Annotated in this window: 16 protein-coding genes; 10 read left to right on the forward strand and 6 right to left on the reverse strand. The window is 50.6% G+C overall.

From position 1 onward, the window contains the following. Positions 1–55: 55 nt before the first annotated feature. Positions 56–5,539, reverse strand: a complete 5,484-nt coding sequence (locus tag QLH52_RS04895; RefSeq protein ID WP_319960751.1) for a glutamate synthase-related protein — start codon at positions 5,537–5,539, stop codon at positions 56–58. Positions 5,540–5,791: 252 nt separating this feature from the next. Here QLH52_RS04895 and QLH52_RS04900 point away from each other — a divergent pair, with 252 nt between their 5' ends. Further along, the gene (locus QLH52_RS04900; RefSeq protein WP_319960752.1) at positions 5,792–7,012 is read left to right on the forward strand and encodes an FAD-dependent monooxygenase; all 1,221 of its coding nucleotides are present in this window, start codon (positions 5,792–5,794) and stop codon (positions 7,010–7,012) included. Positions 7,013–7,017: 5 nt separating this feature from the next. Here the strand turns inward: QLH52_RS04900 and glnD are convergent, their stop codons facing one another. Both glnD and map read right to left on the reverse strand, forming a co-directional pair. Then, positions 7,018–9,663, reverse strand: coding sequence for a [protein-PII] uridylyltransferase (glnD, locus tag QLH52_RS04905; RefSeq protein ID WP_319960753.1), 2,646 nt, complete (start codon positions 9,661–9,663; stop codon positions 7,018–7,020). After that, positions 9,660–10,424, reverse strand: a complete 765-nt coding sequence (gene map, locus QLH52_RS04910; protein WP_033158773.1) for a type I methionyl aminopeptidase — start codon at positions 10,422–10,424, stop codon at positions 9,660–9,662. Before map ends, glnD begins: the two co-directional genes overlap by 4 nt. 281 nt (positions 10,425–10,705) lie before the next feature. On the opposite strand from map, the gene rpsB reads away from it, so the two are divergent. From rpsB to QLH52_RS04955, 9 genes are all read left to right on the forward strand, one after another. Further along, positions 10,706–11,449, forward strand: a complete 744-nt coding sequence (gene rpsB / locus QLH52_RS04915; protein ID WP_020481858.1) for a 30S ribosomal protein S2 — start codon at positions 10,706–10,708, stop codon at positions 11,447–11,449. Positions 11,450–11,571: 122 nt separating this feature from the next. Beyond that, complete coding sequence (gene tsf / locus QLH52_RS04920) at positions 11,572–12,450, forward strand: translation elongation factor Ts (protein ID WP_319960754.1); 879 nt, start codon at positions 11,572–11,574, stop codon at positions 12,448–12,450. An 83-nt stretch (positions 12,451–12,533) separates the two neighbouring features. Next, complete coding sequence (pyrH, locus tag QLH52_RS04925) at positions 12,534–13,253, forward strand: UMP kinase (protein ID WP_020481856.1); 720 nt, start codon at positions 12,534–12,536, stop codon at positions 13,251–13,253. A 4-nt stretch (positions 13,254–13,257) separates the two neighbouring features. Beyond that, positions 13,258–13,815 carry a ribosome recycling factor gene (gene frr, locus QLH52_RS04930; protein ID WP_020481855.1) on the forward strand — a complete coding sequence of 186 codons (558 nt, stop codon included), beginning with the start codon at positions 13,258–13,260 and terminating at the stop codon, positions 13,813–13,815. Between the two features lie 12 nt (positions 13,816–13,827). Then, positions 13,828–14,592 (forward strand): isoprenyl transferase, encoded by a 765-nt coding sequence (locus QLH52_RS04935; protein ID WP_171695185.1) that lies wholly within the window; start codon positions 13,828–13,830, stop codon positions 14,590–14,592. Positions 14,593–14,632: 40 nt separating this feature from the next. After that, positions 14,633–15,556, forward strand: coding sequence for a phosphatidate cytidylyltransferase (locus QLH52_RS04940; protein WP_033158770.1), 924 nt, complete (start codon positions 14,633–14,635; stop codon positions 15,554–15,556). Beyond that, complete coding sequence (gene ispC / locus QLH52_RS04945) at positions 15,553–16,737, forward strand: 1-deoxy-D-xylulose-5-phosphate reductoisomerase (protein WP_319960755.1); 1,185 nt, start codon at positions 15,553–15,555, stop codon at positions 16,735–16,737. Before QLH52_RS04940 ends, ispC begins: the two co-directional genes overlap by 4 nt. Positions 16,738–16,741: 4 nt before the next feature. Next, positions 16,742–18,106 (forward strand): RIP metalloprotease RseP, encoded by a 1,365-nt coding sequence (rseP, locus tag QLH52_RS04950; protein WP_319960756.1) that lies wholly within the window; start codon positions 16,742–16,744, stop codon positions 18,104–18,106. Positions 18,107–18,169: 63 nt separating this feature from the next. Then, positions 18,170–18,880 carry a DsbC family protein gene (locus QLH52_RS04955; RefSeq protein ID WP_319960757.1) on the forward strand — a complete coding sequence of 237 codons (711 nt, stop codon included), beginning with the start codon at positions 18,170–18,172 and terminating at the stop codon, positions 18,878–18,880. Between the two features lie 53 nt (positions 18,881–18,933). On the opposite strand, the gene QLH52_RS04960 is transcribed toward QLH52_RS04955, so the two are convergent. The 3 genes from QLH52_RS04960 to QLH52_RS04970 all read right to left on the reverse strand — a co-directional run bounded on the left by QLH52_RS04960 (position 18,934) and on the right by QLH52_RS04970 (position 22,527). Then, entirely contained in the window at positions 18,934–19,524 is a 591-nt protein-coding gene (locus QLH52_RS04960) for an OmpA family protein (RefSeq protein ID WP_051670395.1), read from the reverse strand. A 14-nt stretch (positions 19,525–19,538) separates the two neighbouring features. Beyond that, positions 19,539–19,985: a FecR family protein gene (locus QLH52_RS04965; RefSeq protein WP_225892855.1), complete on the reverse strand. Its 447-nt coding sequence runs from the start codon at positions 19,983–19,985 to the stop codon at positions 19,539–19,541. 280 nt (positions 19,986–20,265) lie between these two features. Continuing rightward, positions 20,266–22,527, reverse strand: coding sequence for a CHASE2 domain-containing protein (locus QLH52_RS04970; RefSeq protein ID WP_319960758.1), 2,262 nt, complete (start codon positions 22,525–22,527; stop codon positions 20,266–20,268). Positions 22,528–22,555 lie beyond the last annotated feature (28 nt).

Consider the following 22,555-nt stretch of genomic DNA (forward strand, 5'->3'; position numbering starts at 1 on the left):
TGTATTTGGTTCTTGCCAAGTGGCGCGAAGGGTGCGTGAAGCACCCTCCCTCAGCTCAGGCAGACGCGCTTTCCAGCATGTCTTTCACAATAGACAGGCTTTCCAAGCTCGCCAGATTTTTATCGATAGACGGCAGGCCGGCCAACGCTAAACGGTTGAATCTATCTTGTTCGATGATCCAGGCCGTGGAGCCTATCGAGTAAATGCTTTGCACGTCGCGCAGCATCAGCGTGGTTTTGTAGTCGTTCAGGCGTTTTTCCGCCATCAACGCGGCTAACTGACCATCATCGTATTGGCTGTAAGCTTCGCGGATATTTTTAATCAGCGCATCTTGCAGCTTGCGCGGACGTTCCATCACGAGCTTGTAGGCATGTTGATCAACTAAGGCTTCAGTAGCCGGTTGGCCGGCTTTAGTTAACTGATCGCGGGCAATTTGCTGGGCTTTATCGATCACCGCATAGCTGTTGATCAATTTCAAGGTCAGATCGGTGTCGGTTTCGCCGTAACCCGGAATGGCGCCATCGAACAATGGTGTATTGTGTTTGTAAGCCTGTTTGATTTGCTCGATTTGTTTTTGCGCAAATGCCACCGACAACTCTTCGATCATCGCTTTGCGATCCAGCGCTTTGCTTAGGTATTCCGCGGTTTGCGTGCGATTTAACCAGAGCGGCAAGGCAAATTTGAAGTGCCGACGCTCGTTGGCCCAATTAGCCAGGATAGCCTTGGCTTTTTCCGAGTCGGTATGTTCAACATGTTGTTCCAGCATGTACAAAATAAATTGCTCATGGCTGCTTGCTAGGTCGTTGTCATCGGTCAAACTGTGTATGGATACCGAGGTATCGTCATACAAATCATTTAATCGATTATCTGGATCGTACTGATAAGCGTTGCCGCCCGACATGCCGGTGCAGAAGCCTTTACCAAAGCCGCCCAGATTCAATACCGCGCCGTTAATCATGTATTCGCAGGCAAAATCACCGACGCCTTCGACAACCGCCATCGCGCCGGAGTTACGCACGGCAAACCGGTCGCCGGCTTCGCCATTGATAAAGGTTTTGCCGCCGGAAGCACCGAACAGCGCAAAGTTACCGATCAACACGTTCTCGCCAGGTAACTGGGAGCCGCCACCGGGTGATTTGATGACGATGGTGCCGCCGCAAGCGGTTTTTCCGACACCGTCGTTGCAAGTGCCGGTGTGTTCCATGCGCATGCCGTCGTTGTTGAACGCGGCATAACTTTGGCCCGCCGAGCCATGGGTGCGAACGATAATCGTATCGTCGGCTAAATAGCGGCGACCATGTTGGTTGGTATAGATGATGTTCGATTTAGCGACTTGCTCAGGGCTGAGTTCATAAGCCAACAAGCGTTCCAGATCGACTGCGGTTTGACCGCCGACGGTTTTGTTACGGTTGTTCAGTTTGAATTCGTCGCCTTCGACAAGCACTTGCTTTTGACCTTTTTCGAACAAAGCCGATTTAACGCGGGCAAAGATCAAATCGTCGATCACGAAATCTTTTTCCAGATAAATCGGTTTCTCAATTTTGACAACCGGTACCTCTGCCAGCAGTTTTTGCAGGTGGATTTGGCCGACCATGCTGGGATGGTCGATCAGATGCAGCAACTCGGTTTTACCGCGAATTTCCTGCAAACTGGTGTAGCCTAAGTCAGCCAGGATTTCGCGCACTTCGTGGGCCAGGTTCATAAAGAACTGTGCCAACACGCGCGGGTCGCCTTTGAATTCCTCGTGGGCAGTGGTCAAACCGGCCGGGCAGCGGATGTTACAGTTTTTCGCCATCACGCAGCGCAACATCATCAAGGCGGTGGTGCCGAATTCAAAGGAATCGCCACCTAAAATAGCGGATTTGACGACGTCGGCACCGTTCTGGTGGGCCGCGCTGCACCGGAGAATAACTTTATCTCGCAAACCGTTAGCAGCCAGAGCTTGATGCACTTCGGCGATACCGATTTCCGGAGAACGCCCTGTGTTTTTCAAGCTGGTCACCGCCGCCGCGCCGGTGCCGCCGGTGTTGCCGGCCACGTTAATCACATCGGCACCGGCCTTGGCGACACCGACCGCGATAGTGCCGATACCTTCCGAAGATACCAGCTTGACCACCACGCGAACGCGCGCGGCTTTGGCATCGTGGATCAATTGGCCCAAGTCTTCGATGGAATAAGTGTCGTGATGCGGTGGTGGGCTGACCAGTTCTACTTTGGGTGTGCCACCACGTAATGCAGCGATTTCCACTGATACTTTCGGTGCAGGCAATTGGCCGCCTTCGCCGGGCTTGGCGCCTTGGCCGATTTTGATTTCAATTTCTTCCAGATTCGGATCGGCCAGATAGCCGGCCCAGACGCCGAAGCGGCCGGACGCGAACTGTTTGATTTTACTGGAGCGAATCGTGCCAAAGCGGCTGGAGTGTTCACCACCTTCGCCGGAGTTACTCATGCCGCCGGCAATGTTGGTGCCTTGCGCCACGGCTTCGTGGGCTTCGGCCAACAGCGCGCCGTGACTCATCGCGCCGGACGCGAAAGTCGGCGTGATTTGATGGGCTGGTTGCACCTGATCCAGTGCTATCCGCGAGCGGGCAGGGTGCACGTTGCTCAAATAGTGGTAAATCAGGTTGTCGCTGTCGTTCACCCGCAGACTGATAATGTCGTTTTCCAGGTTTAAACCAAAATCGTTGCCGGCAAAACGCGCTTTCAAATGTTCTGCTAGTTGTTCCAGACGCGCTTTGCTTGAGTTCTCGGTAAACCGAATGCTGAAGACCACGCCGTTACTTTTCTCGACTTGTAAGCCGCGGATAAGGTAGTTATTGTTGCCGTGTAAATCCTGGCTGCCCAGCAGGCGATCAAAATCGGCTTTGCTGTTAGCGGCGCTGACATCGGCTGGGAACTCCATCACATCGCGTAAAGCAGCAGGACGGTTCGCGCGCTCCTGAGCCAGATTGTGGGTAAAGCTGCGATAAGCCGGGGTAATGCCAAAAGCGTCGATTTGCTCGGGTGTGCGTTTTTCGTAGCCGAAATCCAAATAGGCGGTATCACTGGCTTCCGGCGCTTGTTGTGGCGCTATATACATGATCGCTTCATCGGTCATGTTGATATATTCACGCACCGCCGTATTGCCAAACGTGTGGCCGGCGCCTTCATTCCGCTCTTTGAATAATCCAAGGAATGGAATGTCGCTTTCGCTGGTTACGGATAGCGCCTTATGGTGCCATTCCGTTGCGCTGGCGGCTATGTCGCTGTAGCGAACACCGCCCACCGAGGCATTGATGTTGGGGAAATACGGTTTTAATTTTGGTTCGTCGGTATCCAGGTAGTTGGATTCGAAAAACTCGCCGCCGATATAGCTTTCCGCGGTACACAGGCCGAATTTGCCCATGGTTTTCATCAGTGATTTTTCGACGCCTTTTTGAAAGCTATACAACGCTTTTTGCTGTGCTGCAGAATCGGCATATTCGGTGATTACCCGGTTATGCACGCTGAGCGGGCAGATTGCGGAGGCGCCGAAGCCCAGTATGGTGGCGACGTCGTGTGGGCTGGCTGCCTGGCCGGTTTCCATGATCAACGAACTGTTAAAGCGCAGACCATGTTTGACCAGATGCTGGTTGGCCGCGGCAATGGCGAGCAGCGCCGGGAGAGCCGCCTGGGCTTTGCTGATGTTGGCATCGCTTAAAATGATAATGCCGGTATTGTCGCGCGCAGCTTGTTCGACTTGTATGCATACCGCTTGCAAGGCTTGTTCTAAAGCCAGTTCGTTTTGCGCGGCGTTTTCAAAGTTTGGAGTGTATAGCGCCTCAATAGTCGCGGTTTTTACCTGGCTTTGTCTGCGAATCTGCTCCAGTTGGGTGCGTTGCAGAATCGGCGATTCGATCATCAGCTGTTTGCTGCTTTGCGGCGCAAAAGTGGGTTTGGCGCCCAGGGCCACGCGCAAAGTCATGCCGTCGCTTTCCCTTAGGGAGTCCAGCGGCGGATTGGTCACTTGCGCAAAGCGTTGGCTGAAGTAACGCGACATACCGCCTTCAGATGCGCTCAAAGCGTTCGGCGTCAGGCCGTAACCCATCGCGGAGACTTTTTCCAAGCCGGTTTGCAGGATAGGGTCCAGCAAAAACTTAAAGCTTTCCTGGTTCAGCGAATAAGCTGTGTGACGTTGGTCGATATTCAGTTCATGCTCGTTACTGAGTTCCGAAAGCTCTACTTTGGGCAATTCGCTGATATGAACGCAGCTTTGTTTCAGCAGCGCTTTGTAGTCTCTTTCCTTAGCCAAACGTTCCATCACTTGATGGCTGTTGTAAGATTCACCGGTGCTATGGTCGAAATACAGCATGCCGCCTGCTTCGATGCGGCCGCGTTTGAGCACCTTTTCCGGTGGAAAATCGATCTGGCCCGCTTCGGACATCACCGCCAGATACTCTGCGGTTTCGACCGAGCGCAATGGTCTTAAGCCCAGGCGGTCCAGGCGCGCACCGACGCGAATGCCGTCATTGAAGATTAACGCGGCCGGGCCGTCGTTTTTCTCTTCGTACAGACTGAAATATTCCAGCATCGCGCGTACATCTTCCGATAGGGTGCTATCGTTTTCCCAAGCCGGTGGCATCATCGCCAAAATAGCGGTGACAATGTCCAGTTGATCTTCGTTGATGCGGCGGGTCAGGGTTTGATCCAGGCGGCCGGAATCGGATTGGCCGCAAGGAAACACCACATGTTTGTTGTTTTGCCGAGCAATGGCGTTTTCGCTGAGGCGGTTTTTCTTGTCGGTGTTCAACTCGCCGTTGTGTGCCATATACCGAAAAGGCTGCGCCATCATCGTCGCCGGTGCGGTATTAGTGGAAAAACGGGTATGGAAAAACAGCGTACTGATTTCGTGGTCCGCGTCGTACAAATCGACAAAGTAGGGGATGACTTCAAACGAGTTCAGGCGGCCTTTGTAAACTTGGGTGCGGGAACTCATGGATAAAGGGTAAAATCCATTCAGTTCCGGGCGAGTAAAGCCATGGGCTTCAATAGTCAGCAGCGCAGACTGAATATGCCTTTCAAAAGCCTCGTGACTGGCATCTTTGAGGGATTTTGGCCGACCGAAAATGACCTGTTTAATCGGTAATTGCGCGCGCAACGCTGCGGCATTCAACACCGAGCTGTCAACAGGCACTTCCCGCCATTTGATAATCGGTAGATCGAATTCCAGAAATTGTTCTTCGACCAGTTTTTGTGCTTCGGAATCGTAATGCGCGTGATCTTCCGGGAAAAAAAAGTTGGCTACGCCGAATTGCCCCAGTTCCAGGTCCGCATTCCCAGTGGCCTTACGGAAAAACTTCAGAGACAAATCGATATTAACGCCGGCGCCGTCGCCTATGCCTTCCGCGCTCATGCCGCCGCGATGAGGAATAGTACACAAGGCTTCGTGTGACTTGACTAGGAGCTCGTGAGTCTGTTTGCTGTCTTTGCGGGTGATAAATCCAACACCGCAGCTGTCCTGGGAAAGATCAGCGTCGTAAAGCATGTGTATTGCGTTAATTTTCTGGGCGTTTTTAATCATTGCTATCCAGATCCTCTCATACTGAATAAATGCGCTAGCCGGTATTTTCCTTACCGGTAGTGCCGTTTATGGTTTTTCTGCCTGCTGCGTGTTAGAGTCGTCCCATGCGGCGAGAATCCCTGATTAACTTCGGAATTTCAGTTGGCGAAACTTTGTAATTCTACCATGTGGCGCGGCCTCTGTCATTCCGTAAAGCCAATGGCGGCGTCGTTCTCTCGTCCGGTCTTTAGTTTTAAAACTTTGTGAAGAAATATGAAAGAACAATTTGATGTGGTGATCGTCGGCGGAGGGATGGTGGGTGCCGCCGTGGCTTGTTGTCTGGGTGGTAGCGAGTTAAAAGTCGCTGTGATAGAAGCGCAGGTTCCAGAAGCTTTTTCCAGCGAACAGCCACATGATTTAAGGGTTTCGGCACTCAGTATCGCCTCGAAAAATATTCTGGAAGCCGTCGGCGCTTGGGAGGGCGTGACATCACGGCGTTATTGCCCGTTCAAGCGCATGCGGGTTTGGGAAACCGCCGGTGATACGACTTTTAATAGCGATGACATTCGCTATCCCGAGTTGGGCTATATCGTCGAAAATCGCATCACCCAGCTGGCGTTGCTGGATAGGTTGCCCCATTTCGACAATATCGAATTGCTGATGCCGCAAACCATCAGCAAGATCAATTACGATGGCCACGAATCGGAGTTGGTATTAGCGGATGGTCGTGTACTCCAGGCAAAATTGCTGGTGGCGGCGGACGGTGGACAGTCCCGAGTCAGGCAGGCGGTAGGTTTGGGTGTGACTAGTTGGGATTACAATCAGCACGCTTTGGTCATCTACATAGAGACCGCCTATCCGCAGCAAGACATCACTTGGCAGCGCTTTGTGTCCAGCGGCCCGCAAGCCTTTTTGCCGTTGACAGGTAATTATGGCTCCATCGTTTGGTATCAGTCCCCCGATGAAGTTCGGCGTTTACAAGCCTTGTCTTACGAGCAATTGCGGGATGAGCTGGTAGCGGCTTTCCCTGATTGCCTGGGCGAGGTCAAGCAGGTGTTAGGTGTGGCGAGCTTCCCGCTGAAGCGGCAGCATGCGCAACGCTATGTGAAACACGGTGTGGCTTTGGTGGGCGATGCGGCGCACATGATTAACCCATTGGCCGGGCAGGGTGTGAATATCGGCTTACTGGACGCTGCGGCGTTGGCGGAGATTCTGGTGGATGCGCGTAAACGCGGTCAGAATATTGCGGATTTGGCGGTGTTGCAGCGTTATGAAGCGATGCGTCGCAACGAAAATCTGAAAATGATGACCCTGATGGATGTGTTTTATAAATCGTTTAGTAACGATATTTTGCCTATCAAGCTGTTAAGGAATCTTGGACTGGGGTTGGCGCAGCGCATCACCCCAGCGCGCAATAAAGCGATGAAGGCGGCGATGGGGCTGGAAGGCCGTCTGCCGAAATTGGCGCGCGGTGAGTCCTTGTTGGCAAGATAGCTTTCCTAACCTTTGAGGCTCAAATATCTCAACATGGTGGTACGTATCTGGGCTTTTTTGTCTTCGTCGGTGATCGGCATTGATTGCTGGTCGCTGATGTAGAACATGTCTTCCGCGCGACTGCCTATCGTGGTGATTTTTGCGTCGTGCAGTTGAATATCCAACTCCGTAAACGCCTTACCTATGGTCGATAGCAGGCCGGCGCGGTCCGTCGTCACTAATTCGATGACGGTGTGTTTATGTGACGGATCTTCCAGAAATGTGATGCTGGTTTCTATCGGAAAGTGTCGGGCCTGGCGGGACTGCTTGTGGATATTCTTTGACGCTTTCACTTTTTTGGCGATTAAGCCTTGGCGTAGCGAGGTGCAGATATGTACTTCGCGATACAAGTCGTTAATGGCTTCGCCGGATTGTTCCAAAACCTGAAAACTGTTCAGTACGTATTGATCGGCAGTCGTGATGATTCTGGCATCCAGAATTGTCAGGCCCAAATGGTCCAGAGTCGCGGTCGAAATCGAAAAAATCTGCGCTTCGTTGCGGGTGTAAACGAAAATCTCCGCACTGCCGCGCTGGGTTTGCGGGCGCAGTAATACCAACGGCAGTTCGCTTTCCTGACAGGCCGCGATGGCGATGGTGTGCCAGGCGATTTCGTCCGCAGAATAGCGCAGAAAATAGTCGTCGCTGAGATGCTGCCAGGACTGCGTGATATTGGTTTTGGATATACCCAGTTTCAAAAGCTCGTCGCCCGCTTCTTTTTTGTTTTCCTGTACCCGTTCCGAGCGGGCCACCGGATTTTGCAGGCCGCGGTGCAAGGCTTGGTGGGTGGAAATATACAAGTCTTTAAGCAATACGTCTTTCCAGGCATTCCATAAGCTAGGGTTAGTGGCGCGAATGTCCGCCACAGTCAGTAAATATAAATAATTTAGCCGCTCTATACTGCCGACTTCCTGGGCGAAGGTGTGGATCACGTCCGGATCGCTAATATCCTTGCGTTGTGCGGTCATTGACATCAACAGGTGCTGACGAACCAGCCAAGTGATCAACTTGGTATCGTGGCTTGATAATTCGTGTTGCTGGCAAAAGTTGTTGGCAATGGTTTCGCCGAGCGTGGAATGATCGCCGCCTCTGCCTTTGGCTATGTCGTGAAACATGGCGGCAATGTACAAAATGTCAGGCTTTGAAATCAGTAAAAAAATATTATTGCAAAACGGCAACTCCTTATTGTGTTTGGCCAAAGAGAAGCGCCGCAAATTACGGATAACAAACAGAGTGTGCTCGTCTACGGTATAGATGTGGAATAGGTCGTATTGCATGCGCGCCACGATATTGGCGAAATCCGGCAAATAGGCGGCAAGCACGCCGTAGCGGTTCATGCGCTTGAGTTGGCTGGTAATACCGCGCGGCTGTCTGAGAATATCCATGAACAGGCGGTTGGCCTGTTTGTTGGTGCGGAATTCGGCATTGATCAGGTGCAGGTTTTTGCGAATCAAGCGGATGGTGCTGGCGCGAATGCCCTTCAAAGAGGGAGATTGTTGCAAGATTAAAAAAATTTCCAGCAAAGCCAGCGGTTGTTTTTGAAATACGTCTTTGTGGCTGACTTCCAGATAGCCGTCAATCGATGAAAAGTTGGCGGTGATAGGGATGGGGGTTAGGCTTTCCTTGTTGCTGATCAGTCTCTCGTTCAGCAGTTGCAAGAGCATTTCATTCAGGCGTTCAATGTCCACGACAGTTTTGAAGTAAAACTGCATGAATTGCTCGACGTCGGGTTGTTCGTTTTTATCGATGTAACCGAACTGGCTGGCTAGCTCGCGTTGGTAATCGAACACCAATCGGTCTTCGCAGCGGTTGGTCAGATTGTGCAGTGCAAAGCGCAGGCGCCAGAGGATGTCGCGAGCGGTAATAAGATTGTCGTATTCCGATTTCGGTAAAAAACCGTACTTGATCAACTCGCGGAGAGAGGATGCGTTGTAATGGCGCTTGAATACCCAGCTGATGACCTGCAAGTCGCGAAGTCCACCAGGGCCTTCCTTAATGTTGGGCTCCAGGTTGTAAGCCGTGTCGTGGTACTTGCTGTAGCGCTTTTGCTGTTCAACCATTTTGGCTGGAAAAAATTGTTCCGATGGCCAGAGTGTTTCAGAATTTACCTGGTGTTTTAGATCGCTAAATAGTTCGGAGTTGCCGGTAATCAGGCGCATCTCGAGCAGGTTGGTAAAGACGGTTTGGTCGTCCGCGGCAACCGCCAGGCACTCTGCTACAGAGCGTGTACTGAGTCCTGGTTTTAAGCCAATGTCCCAAAGAAAATTACAAAAACTGGATACCGGCTGTTGATAGTCTATCGGGTTGGCGGCGTCTAGCAGCACCAAGATATCGATATCCGAGTAGGGAAACAATTCGCTTCTGCCATAGCCGCCGGTCGCAATCAGGCTATGGCGGCTAGCGGCTGCGTCGAGGAAATGTAGCCAGCAGGCGGTCAATAGATTATCGATGAAGCGAGCTTTCTCGGTCAGCAGGCCGACGGTCGCCTGGTCCGGGTTAAAGCGCATTTTTAACTGCGCATTTTCTTCGTTAATCGCATTCTTGAATTTGGCGACCGGATTTTCGCCTGCAAAGCAGTCGAGAAAATCGTTTTCGGTGAACAGCGCTTGGCTCACAGTTCTTCCTGTCTCAGCGTCAAAATCTCGTAGCCGGTGTCGGTCACCAAAATCGTGTGCTCCCATTGTGCTGACAAGCTGCGGTCCTTGGTCACTGCCGTCCAGCCGTCGGCGAGGATCTTCATATGGCGTTTGCCTTGATTAAGCATGGGCTCTATCGTAAAAATCATGCCGGGCTCGATTATTTCGCCTTCACCACGTTTGCCGAAATGCATCACGTGTGGGTCTTCGTGAAATTTTTTTCCGATGCCGTGACCGCAGAACTCTCTGACGATAGAGTAGCGATTGCTTTCCGCGTGTTTTTGAATGGCGTGACCTATGTCGCCCAGGCGGGCGCCGGGTTTGACTTCTGCTATACCCAAAAACAGGCATTCGCGGGTGATGTCTACCAAGCGTTTGGCGTGTGGGCTGACCTCACCGATACAAAACATTTTGCTGGTGTCGCCGTGATAACCATCCTTTATCACCGTAATATCGATATTTACGATGTCGCCGTTCTTTAGTTTTTTCTCGCTGGGAATACCGTGGCAAATCTGTTGATTAATGGATGTGCAAATCGACTTAGGGAAGCCGCGATAATTTAAGGGCGCGGGAATGGCTTGTTGCACATCGACGATGTAGTCGTGGCAGATTTGGTCAAGCTCTTCGGTGGATATGCCGGCAACGACGTAGGGGGCGATCATTTCAAGTACTTCGGCGGCCAGTTTTCCGGCAACGCGCATTTTGTCGATTTCTTCAGCGGTTTTTATGGTAATGGTCATCGGCAGGTGGCTAATTATTAGGATAAGAGCGGGTGCGGGCCTGGTTTTGCTATTCAATCAAGATGCTCTCGCAGGCAGGCGCCGACAGGAGTCTATCAGACTTGAAGTTGTTGTGAAATTCTAATCATGGTATAAAGGTAAGTTCACTATGTAACCAATACTCACACTTGTCGACACGGTCGGTGGGGTGCTGAAAGTCTATTGCAGATTTTCGGTCACTGATCGGGGCGAGTGGAGGCGTAACCCAACGCCGAATTATTCGGCAATATTAGGAGAAGTAAATGGCAGCAGTGTCAATGCGTCAAATGCTGGAAGCGGGTGTTCACTTTGGACATCAAACCCGTTACTGGAACCCAAAAATGGCTTCATATTTGTTTGGAGCGCGTAATAAAATTCATATCATCGACTTGGAACAAACGCTTCCATTGTTTAACGATGCGATGAACTACCTCGGCCAAATGACCGCCAACAAAGGCACCATCCTGTTTGTCGGTACCAAAAAAGCGGCGCGTAAAGTCGTGGCGGAAGAAGCAAAACGTTGTGGCATGCCTTACGTCAACCATCGTTGGTTGGGCGGCATGTTGACCAACTTCAAAACCATCAAAAAGTCCATCAACCGTTTGAAAGAACTGGAAGCGATGAAAGCCGATGGCACCTTGTACCAACGTTTCAGCAAAAAAGAAGCTTTGGGCATGGAGCGCGAATTGGAAAAGCTGGAGCGCAGCCTAGGTGGTATCAAAGATATGCGCGGCACTCCTGACGCTATCTTCGTGTTGGACGTAGGTTATGAGAAAAATGCCATTATGGAAGCCAAAAAATTGGGCATCCCAGTGGTCGGCGTGGTTGACTCCAATAACTCGCCCGAAAAAATTGATTACGTTATCCCAGGTAATGACGATTCTATCCGCGCAGTGACTTTGTATTGCCAAAGTGCTTCGGCCTCCGTGCTGGAAGCGAAAGCCTTGCGTATGGATGCTTCAGCCAAAGCCGACGATTTTGTCGAAGAAGTCGTAACGGAAGCGTAAGTTTTAAACGCGCTCGGCCAAGGTGGTTGAGCGCCGCTGAATCTGGTATTCAGAACAGACTGTCTTTTAAACGCCTCCTTTGTGAGGCGTTTTTTTAGTTAATAAAATTTGAGGAAAAAACGATGAGTATTAGTGCGGCGATGGTCAAGGAATTGCGTGAGCGTACCGGCTCAGGCATGATGGAGTGTAAGAAAGCCCTGGTTGAAGCCAATGGCGATATGGAACTGGCCATTGAAAACATGCGTAAAGCCGGTTTGGCAAAAGCCGATAAAAAATCCGGCCGTATCGCGGCGGAAGGCATCATAGGTGTTAAAGTTTCCGGCGACGCTAAAACCGTTGTTATGGTAGACGTGAACTGCGAAACCGATTTCGTTGCCAAAGGCGATGATTTTATTGGTTTTGCTAATGATGTCGTCAATAGTTTGTTGACCAGCAATGTCAACAGCGACGAAGAATTGCAAGCAATGGTACTAAGCACCGGCGTCAGCGTCGACGATACCCGTCGTGCGTTGATTGCTAAAATCGGCGAAAACATTACTGTGCGCCGTTTCGTTAAATTCACCACCACCGATGGTGGTCAGGCGGCTTATCTGCACGGCAGTAAAATTGGCGTTATCGTTGAGTTAAGCAAAAACGATCCCGCTTTGGGTAAGGACGTGGCGATGCATGTTGCCGCTGCTAAACCTGAATATGTATCGGATGATCAAGTATCAGCCGATGTCATCGCCAAGGAAAAAGAAATTTTTGCCGCGCAAGCACTGGAAAGTGGCAAGCCTGCCGAGATCGTTGAAAAAATGATTGGTGGTCGTATCAATAAATTTCTGGCGGAAGTGACTTTGTTGGGCCAGCCTTTCATAAAGGACGACAGCGTTACCGTTGGTAAATTGCTGGCATCCAAAGGCAACGCTGTCGTGCGTTTTGCTCGCTTCGAAGTGGGCGAAGGCATTGAGAAAAAAGAAGAAGATTTTGCCGCCGAAGTAATGGCACAAGTTAGAGGTTAAACGCCTCGGAATAAACCCGGTTCGCCGGGTTTATTTATATCAGTTCGTTGCTTTTAACCCATGTTTACGGTGGATATTTGATTATGAGTCAATTGATTTGTCAGAGAATTTTACTTAAATTGAGCGGCGAAGCACTGGCGAGCGAACGCGGCGGCAGTATCGATCCGGATATAGTGCAACGCTTGGCTCAAGAAGTGAAAGACTTGTGCGATGCAGGTATCCAGGTCGGCTTGGTGATTGGCGGCGGCAATATTTTGCGCGGCGGCGAGAAAGCATCGGAAGGGCTGAATCGGGTTACCGGCGACCAAATGGGTATGTTGGCTACGGTGATTAATGCCTTGGCGATGCAGGACGCGCTGGAGTATCTCGGGCAGCCGGTTCGGGTCATGACCGCTCTGAAAATCAATCAGGTGTGCGAAGATTACATCCGTCGCCGGGCTGTCAGACATTTGGAAAAAGGTAGAGTGGCTATTTTCGCTGCCGGTACCGGTAATCCGTTTTTTACTACCGATACCGCCGCCAGTTTGCGTGCTATTGAAATTGACGCCGAGTTGATGATTAAGGCGACCAAAGTCAAAGGCGTTTATTCGGCCGACCCGAACAAGGTGGCTGACGCCGTATTTTATCCCCGCTTGACCTATGACGAAGCCATTGACCAGCGCTTGAACGTAATGGACACCACGGCTTTGGTTTTGTGTCGGGATAACAACCTGCCCATGCGGGTAATGAATGTATTTGAGCCGGGAGCGATTATGCGCTTAATGCGCGGTGAAGATATAGGCTCCCTAATCGAGAGGAACTAACAGAATGATCAGCGATATTCAACAAGATGCCGCCAGCCGTATGGTAAAAAGCATCGAGTCCCTACAAAAAGCATTTACCAAAATTAGAACCGGGCGCGCGCATCCCAGCTTGCTGGACCAAATCAGCGTCACGTATTACGGTAACGAATCGCCCTTGTCGCAGGTAGCCAACGTCTCTGTCGAGGACGCGCGCACCTTGAAAGTCGTGCCTTGGGAAAAGAGCATGATCCAGGCTATCGAGAAAGCCATCATGTCGTCCGGCTTGGGCTTAAATCCCGCCACGCAAGGTACCGTCATCAGACTGCCGTTGCCGGCGCTGACCGAAGAGCGGCGTCGCGATTTGGTTAAAATCGTCAAAAACGAAGCTGAACAGGGCCGCGTAGCGATACGTAATATTCGCCGCGATGCCAATGCCGCGATCAAAGATGCTTTGAAAGAAAAATTAATTTCTGAGGACGATGCCCGTCAAGCCGAAGAAAAGATCCAGAAGCTCACCGATCAATACATCAAGGAAGTAGAGAAGCATCTTGAAGAAAAAGAAGCCGATTTGCTTTCCATGTAATCGAGAGGCGTGATGACAGTTGCTGACAACGATAAACCGGCGATAAATAACGGCAACCCACGGCATATTGCCATCATCATGGATGGCAATGGACGCTGGGCGCAAAAGCGCTTGATGCCCAGAATTATGGGGCATTACGCTGGTGTGAAGGCGGTCAGGAAGATCGTCGAGTATTGTGCCAAAGAGAACATTGAAGTGCTGTCATTGTTCGCTTTCAGCAGCGAAAACTGGCGAAGGCCGCAAGATGAAGTGAGTTTGTTGATGGAGCTGTTCATGAACACGCTGCAATCCGAGGTCGATAAACTCGACAAAAACAACATCAGACTGAAAATCATCGGCGATAAAAGCGCGTTTCCGGAAAAACTGCGGGAAAAAATCGCCGCGGCCGAAGGGCAGACCGCACAAAATGACGGATTAACCTTGCTGATAGCCGCCAATTACGGCGGACGTTGGGACATCACCCAAGCTTTGCGGCAAATCGTCGCCGGGGTGAAATCGGGTGAGATCGACGAGCAAGCCATTTCCGAACAACTCGTCAATCAATATCTGGTGACCGCTGAGTTACCCGAGCCTGATTTGTTTATTCGTTCCGGCGGAGAGGAACGGATCAGTAATTTTCTTCTGTGGCAACTGGCCTATACCGAATTTTATTTTACCGATGCGCTTTGGCCGGATTTCGATCAGCAAGCATTGGAAAAAGCTATCGGCAGCTTCAAAGGCCGGCAAAGACGTTTTGGGCACACTGGCGAACAAGTCATCGATAACAGAGTTCTCTAGGGATTTTTTCTATAACCATAATAATTAAAAAACCACACACATGTTATTAAAACGCATCTTAACCGCGCTAGTACTGGCTACCGTGGTCATCACGGCAGTTATGCTGCTGCCAGCCCTTTATTTCTCCCTATTTATCGCTGTGGTTACACTGATCGCCGCCTTCGAATGGATGGCCTTGACTGACGTAAACACGCTTATCCGCAAAATACTTTTCCTCTTGTTTTTAATTGTGCCGATGTTGGGCGTTACTTATTGGACGGTATTGCTGGAGTTGCTTAGCGAGGCGATGGAATGGCCGGAAATCAAAGACTATTCGGATGCTTTAGAGTGGTTTGTTATCGCTCCGGTGCTGTTCTGGGTGCTAACGATGGTTTTGATCAGAAAAGCCGGTCCGCAGTTGTTGAATATCGAATTCAAGGCACGGCTCAAGACTTTCAGCGGTTGGTTGGTATTGCTCTCTGCCTGGATGTTTCTCAGCAAATTAAGAGCGTATTACGGTCCTGGCATGGTGATCTACTTTTTGCTGTTGATTTGGGCCGCGGATATTTCCGCCTTTTTTGCTGGTAAAACTTGGGGTAAAGATAAACTCGCGCCAGAAATAAGTCCGGGTAAAACCATTCAAGGCATGTATGGTGCTTTAATTTCCGCGGCTGTCTGCGGCATAGGTTTTACTATTTATGGTTGGATTACCGCTACTCAGCCGGAAGATGTTGACTCCGGAACGTTGCGCTTTCTGAACGGACTGGTGTGGACCGATATGTTGATTTTGTCGGTGATGACCGTGTTGATCTCAATTTACGGCGATTTGTTTTTCAGTCTAATAAAACGCAAAAAAGGTGTTAAAGACAGCGGTAACTTGTTACCCGGTCACGGTGGCATTTTGGACAGAGTGGATAGCATCATTGCTGCCGCGCCTTTTTTCTATGCAGGGATTTTATTGATTGGTAGGGTGTTTTACGCATGAAAGGTCTTTGCATACTTGGAGCCACCGGCTCGATTGGCGTCAGCACCTTAGATGTGGTTGCGCGCCACCCCGACCAATATAAAGTAGTGGCGTTAACCGCCAACGGTAATATCGACGCCTTGTACGAACAATGTTTGGCCCATCGTCCGGAGTATGCGGTAGTCGCCAATCCGGATAACGCTCAAGCATTCAAGGACAAAATCGTCGGTTCGCCTCTTGCCGATATTAAGGTGTTAGCCGGCGCGGATGCCTTGACGCAAGTAGCAACCTTGGACAATGTTGACGCAGTGATGGCCGCTATCGTCGGCGCGGCCGGTTTGCTGCCAACCTTGGCCGCAGCGAAAGCCGGCAAAACGGTGTTGCTGGCTAACAAGGAAGCCTTGGTCATGTCCGGGCAAATTTTTATGCAAGCCGTCGCCGAAAGCGGCGCGACGCTACTGCCCATCGATAGCGAGCACAACGCAATATTTCAGTGTATGCCTGCCGGTTACACCGCAGGATATACTGCTAAACAGGCCCGACGTATTTTGTTGACCGCATCCGGCGGTCCGTTTCGGCAAACGCCGATTGCCGATTTGGATACTGTAACGCCCGAACAAGCGGTCGCGCATCCGAAATGGGATATGGGCCGGAAAATTTCGGTGGATTCGGCGACGATGATGAACAAAGGTTTGGAGTTAATCGAAGCCTGCCTGTTGTTCAACATGGACCCCGATGCCATCCAAGTAGTGATTCATCCGCAAAGTATCATTCACTCCATGGTGGATTATGTCGACGGCTCTGTGTTAGCGCAAATGGGCAACCCCGACATGCGCACACCTATCGCGCACGCCATGGCTTGGCCGGAGCGCTTTGACTCCGGTGTGGTGCCGCTGAATATTTTCGAAGTCAAGCATATGGATTTCGAACAACCTGATTTGCAACGTTTCCCGTGTTTGCGGCTGGCCTACGAAGCTATCAAAGCTGGCGGCATCATGCCGACCGTTTTGAACGCCGCGAATGAGATTGCCGTGGAAGCCTTTTTGAACGAGCAGGTACGCTTTACCGATATTGCCCGCATCATAGAGCGAAGCATGGCCCAATTTACTGCCGATTGCGCCGATACGCTCGAACATGTCTTGGCAGCCGACCAGCAGGCTAGAGACGTTGCGAATAAAGAGATTGCCGAACTCAAACACTAGTTAGATGGATACTTTGCACACCTTGTTTTATTTCATCGTCGCCATCGCGGTACTGGTGGCGTTTCATGAGTACGGCCATTTTTGGGCGGCACGCAAGGTTGGCATCAAAGTTATCCGTTTTTCCATCGGTTTCGGCAAGCCGTTAATCAGCTGGCAAAAAAGCTCGGCTGATACTCAATTCGTCCTCGCAGCCATTCCATTGGGCGGCTATGTGAAAATGGTCGACGAACGCGAAGAAGCCGTTAAGGCGGAAGATTTACCTTACGCATTTAACCGGCAGCCGCTATTAGCCCGAACCGCTGTAGTCGCCGCCGGGCCGGTCGCCAATTTGCTGCTGGCCGTTTTTTTATTTTGGTTGGTGTTGGTCATCGGCGAAGCAGGCGTTAGACCGGTCGTCGGTGGAGTGGAGGCCGGATCTCTGGCCGAGCAGGCCGGTTTTGTAGCAGGCGACGAAATAATCAGCGTCGACGATATTGCTACGCCGACCTGGATAGAAGCTCTGGACACCTTGTTGACCTCGGCGATTGACGGTAAAACCGAAATCAGCGTAGTCACTAAAGCGATAGACGATAGTCAACAAGTACGCTTAATTCACTTGACCGAACAAGACGTACAAACCCCGGAAACGCTGCATAAACGATTGGGTCTGAAACCTTGGGTGCCCACTATTAAACCGGTTATCGGTAAGGTGCTTGACGATGGGGTTGCCAAACAAGCCGGTTTACAAAGCGGTGATTTAATTATTAGCGCAGACGGCACCGCCATTACCGACTGGCAACAATGGGTAGATTATGTGCAGGCCCGGCCGGATGTTGAAATTAAGTTATTGCTGGAGCGTAGCGGCGCGCCATTATCCTTAAGCATCACGCCGCGTAGCGAACAGCAGGGTGAGGGCAAGGCTGTCGGCAAAATCGGCGCCGGTGTGGATACGCCGAAAGACTTGCTGGACTCCATGATGGTGACACATGTTTTGTCTCCCTGGGACGCGGTTCCGGTCGCCGGAAAGCGAGTTTGGTTTTACGCAGTGACCACATTAAAAATGATGGGAAAAATGGTGGTAGGTTCGGCTTCCGTCGAGAATTTGAGCGGTCCCATCAGTATCGCCCAATATGCCGGTCAATCGGCTGAAATGGGATTTACGGCGTTTCTGAAGTTTCTAGGCTTGGTTAGCGTCAGTCTCGGTGTGTTGAATTTGCTGCCGGTCCCGGTGTTGGATGGTGGTCATTTGCTGTTTTTCGCCGTTGAGGCTGTTAAAGGCAGCCCGATTCCGGAAAGAATACAACTGTATTTTCAACAGGCCGGCATGTTGCTGTTGATGCTGCTGATGGGTCTGGCGATGTTTCTGGATATAGGCAGATTATTTCAATAACGCTGAACAAAGCAGCTGCGTTGTGGTCAACCACATTCATTTCTAATCTTCCCTGGTAATTACATGAAAAAAATCACACACACGCTGGCTCTGACGCTACTGGCTTTGACTAGTCCAGCATTATTTGCCGACGAAGCTGCGATAAAAAAAGCCTTGAGTAACTTTATGCCGGGCGGGCAGGTTGACTCGGTGAAACCATCGGAAGTCAAAGGTCTGTACGAAGTGTCTATGGGCGGCAATATCTTTTATTCATCCGAAGACGGTAAATATTTACTGCAAGGGCAATTATTTGACGCCGAAGCAAAGAAAAATATCACCGAATCTAAGCTGGCTGAGGTCCGTAAAGCCTCGCTGGATAAAGTCGGCGAACAAAAAATGATTATTTTCAAACCGGAAACCAGCAAACATGTCGTGTCTATCTTTACCGACATCGATTGCGGTTATTGCCGTAAGTTGCACTCTGAAATCGATCAATACATGGCGCAGGGCATTACGATACGCTACATGTTCTTCCCTAGAGCCGGCAAAGGGTCGGATTCCTATAAAAAAGCAGTGTCAGTCTGGTGTGCCGCCGACAAAAACAAAGCATTAACCACCGCGAAGAAGGGTGAACATCTGGACGCGAAAACCTGTGAAAATCCAGTGGATGAACATATGGCCTTGGGTGAAGCGTTCGGTATGAACGGCACACCGATGATAGTCACGCAAAAAGGTAATATCCTGCCCGGCTATGTGCCTGCCGCGCAGTTGGCAAAAGTACTGGCCAGCGAATAAGCAAATACAAAAAACCGCCAGCTTTCGAGTTGGCGGTTTGATGGGTTAGAAAATTATCGGATCGTCACTTCTACTCGACGGTTTCGCGGTTCCGACGTTTCATCGCCGGTCTTGATCAACAAATTCTTTTCGCCGTGCGATGTCACGGCGACCTCTTTGACATCCATTTTGCCGGCATCGAATAACTTGCTGACCTGAACGGCGCGCTCATTAGCCAGCTTTTCGTTTTTGCCGGCATCGCCCACGGTGTCGGTGTGGCCTATCACTGAAATATCGGCAGCCGGATGTTTGCTGGCGGCTTCGATGATCTTCGGAATCAAGGCCGCAGAATCCGCGGTCAGCTTGGTGCCGCCGGTTTCAAAATACAATAAAAATGTTTCCGGTAATACCGGCTCGGACGCCAAGGCTCGGCCAAAGTCCTTATTGATCTTCTCTTGTTCTACTTTGAATACGGTTTTAGAGTTATCCAGAGCCGCACCAAAACCGGCTTGTTCAACCACGGTTTCGCTGCCGGCACCACTGAAAATCACTTTTCCGGTTGAGCCGTCGTGATCTTCCAGTAAGACCAAATAAGATTTGGCGCAACCGCTTAAAGCCAGCGCGACTGCGAATGTTAAGGTTTTGGGTATGGAAATTGTCGTCATGGCAAATACTCAGTTTAATCTTCAACTTTGACTAAAAAACGTGTGCCTCTTACCGCAATCACGCCGGTGGGGGTTTTTACCGTTACCGCTTCCGGTTTGAGTTTGGCGATGACGCCGGAAATATAGTGCAGGGTGCCTTTTAATAAGCTGGCGTTTAATTGCAATTTGTCCTGTTGTGGTTCGAATTGATATGCTTCTATTTTGAATTCGGTATTCGGGCCGATCGACAAAATGGTATTGTCTTTCAGCGTTACCCCGGCTGCGCCGTTTTGGTCGGTTTTGATAACGTTGCCGACATGAATCGGCGAACCAAGGCTGGCTTTGATTGGGCCGCTACTCTCGTCAATAGTCGTTTGATCGTTGATGGTTTTGATGTAGCCGATGACTGTTTCATCGGCCGATGCCGCATTCGGCATGCAAAGGGCTAACCCCAGGCTACAACAGGCGAAAAGACGTTTCATAATGGCCTCTACAAACGGTGTTTTGGGACATCAATAGCCGCGCGGGCGGTATCGAAATTCAGCGTGTAAGTATAGACAGCATTTAATTGTTGTCAGATTCAAGAGCTTATTTGTTTTAGGGCTATTCCTCGCCGCTTTTATAGTTCGTCTCACCGGCGAAGGCGGGAGCCTGGTGGCTATGTGGGATTAGGTTCGTGGTCTGGCTTTCGGGCGCGAGCTCACTATCGGAAACCAGCGCTTATCGAAGGGTTACCTGCATTAGATAAAAGTCTGAGCGGCTTTAACGGATCAGCAATTCCACCCAGAACGTGCTGCCCACACCCGGTGTGCTGCTAACCCCGACGGTACCGTTCATCAATTCCGCCAGTTGTTTGGTAATTGCCAATCCAATACCGGTGCCTTCTATTTCGGTATTATCCGCACCCAGGCGCTGAAACGATTGGAATAACAATTGTTGTTGTTGCTCCGCCAGGCCGTTGCCGGTATCGGTGATAGAAATTCTCACCCGGTTATCGTCCACCCGTCTGCTGCTCAAGTTGATGGAACCGTTGGGGCGATTGTATTTCACGGCGTTGGACAAAAAATTCAATAAAATTTGTTTGGCGCGTTTCGGGTCTGCTTGCAACTCAATGTTCTCGGGTAAGCAATTATCGACAATCAGCGCCAGGCCTTTATTTTGTGCCAAGGGTGTGATCAGGGTTTGGCAGTCCTTGATCAGCTCCGCCAGATTGATGCTGCCGATATTCACGCTGATTTTGCCGGACTCGATTTTAGCCAGATCCAAAAGCTCGTTAATCAGCCCGAGCAAGTGCAGACCGGCCTTGAGTATTTCATTCACTGAATCCAAGTGGGTTTCGGCCAAAGGATGTTCCTGGTCGTCCATTTGCATCAGCTGCGCAAAACCGATAATGGCATTTAGCGGGGTACGTAATTCGTGGCTCATTTGCGACAGAAATTGGCTTTTGGCCAAGCTGACTTGTTCGGTCCGGTTAATCAATTCTCGCATTACCGTTTGTTCTTCGGCTTTTTTCAGCAGCATTTTCGCCATGAGCATCCGCTCGCCAATATCGTTGATGGTCAACACCGTGCCCATCAGTGCGCCCCGACTGCCTATCAAAGGAGCGATGGTCAGATTCGCGTTCATCGCATAATGGTCGGAAATGGATAAGCGGGTATTGCTGATTTTCAACGGTCCTTGATTGATGACGCTTTGTTGTATCAATTCTGCGATTCGATGCGGTTTGCCGTCTATTTCCAAACTAAAAATGTCGTCGATATTTTGACTGCTAGTCTTGGGACGTTTGCTGCCGATGATGTCCAGAGCGGCGGCATTCATGTATTCAATCGAGCCTTTGTTATCGGTGGTGATTACCCCATCGACGATAGCGTTTAAGGTGATATAGGCGCGCTTTCGTTCTGCAAATAAGGATTGGATCAGTTTCTCAAAATGCCGCCAGCTGCGTAGTGGATAGCTGATTATTAACACCAGTAATGCCACTGACGGTGCAAACCAATAGTGGCTGGTATGCAGTAAGACTAGGCAAAACAGTAAAATTGCCATGGACAGCATAGAAACCGCCAGCGCCAGCCAGCGCAGTGAAAAACAGGTGCTGATCTTGATGGCGATCCCGGCTATGACCAGGCTTAACAGAAATTGCCAATGGCCCGGCAGCGGTTGCCAAAGCGTTTGCTTAATCAGGCCATCCAAGCCGGCTGCGACGAAATCCACACCGCTCATGGGCCGACTACCGATAGCCAGAGGTGCCGGCAGGTCACGTTCTATACCGCTGGCGGTGAGCCCGACCAATACGTATTTATCGGTGAATAATTGTCCGGACACATTACCTGATAATACGTCCAAATAAGAAACCCTAATGAAATCACTGTCCGGCGCAAAGAACGGCAACCACACCCGATAATCGCCATGTATGCTTTCTGGCGTTGTTTCGATCCGTAAGCCCGGTAAATCGGCAAGTATCTCCGGATGGCTCAACGCATAAATAGCCAGCGGCATCGCCGACCACTGCGAGTCGCCCAAGGATAATCGCAATAAAATGCTTCTACTGATGCCGTCTTTGTCCAAATCGACATTGGCGTGCCCCAGGACTGCATGTTTGGCATAGTCCGGCAAGGGCAGCGTTTCCACCATCTTGTTATCGTTTTGTTCGATAATTACCGGCAGTACGACCTGTCCATTATTGGCTAGAGCACGGCTTAAGTGCGCGTCCAACTCAGGATGTTGCCGATCCGCTTCGGAAAAAATAAAATCCAGCCCAATCGCCTTGGGTTTTGCCGGCGCCAGCGTCTCCAGTAGGCGAGCGTGAATATCTCTGGGCCAGGGCCAGCGCCCCAGTTTTTGCAGGCTTTTTTGATCGACTTCGATAATGACAATATCTTTTGAAGCCGGCGTGGCCAGCAGCTTCAGTTGGGCATCATAAATCCACCGATCAAAGCGCCACAGTGCATCCGTATAGCTTAAGCCAACCGTTAGAACGATCAGCGCAATGATGATCAATGATTTTTCGAAGTGGCGTGTCGCCATGGAATTTACTGTGCAAAGTGGAAATACT

Origin of the sequence: Methylomonas defluvii, assembly GCF_033949435.1 — a bacterium.
GTDB classification, from domain to species: domain Bacteria; phylum Pseudomonadota; class Gammaproteobacteria; order Methylococcales; family Methylomonadaceae; genus Methylomonas; species Methylomonas defluvii.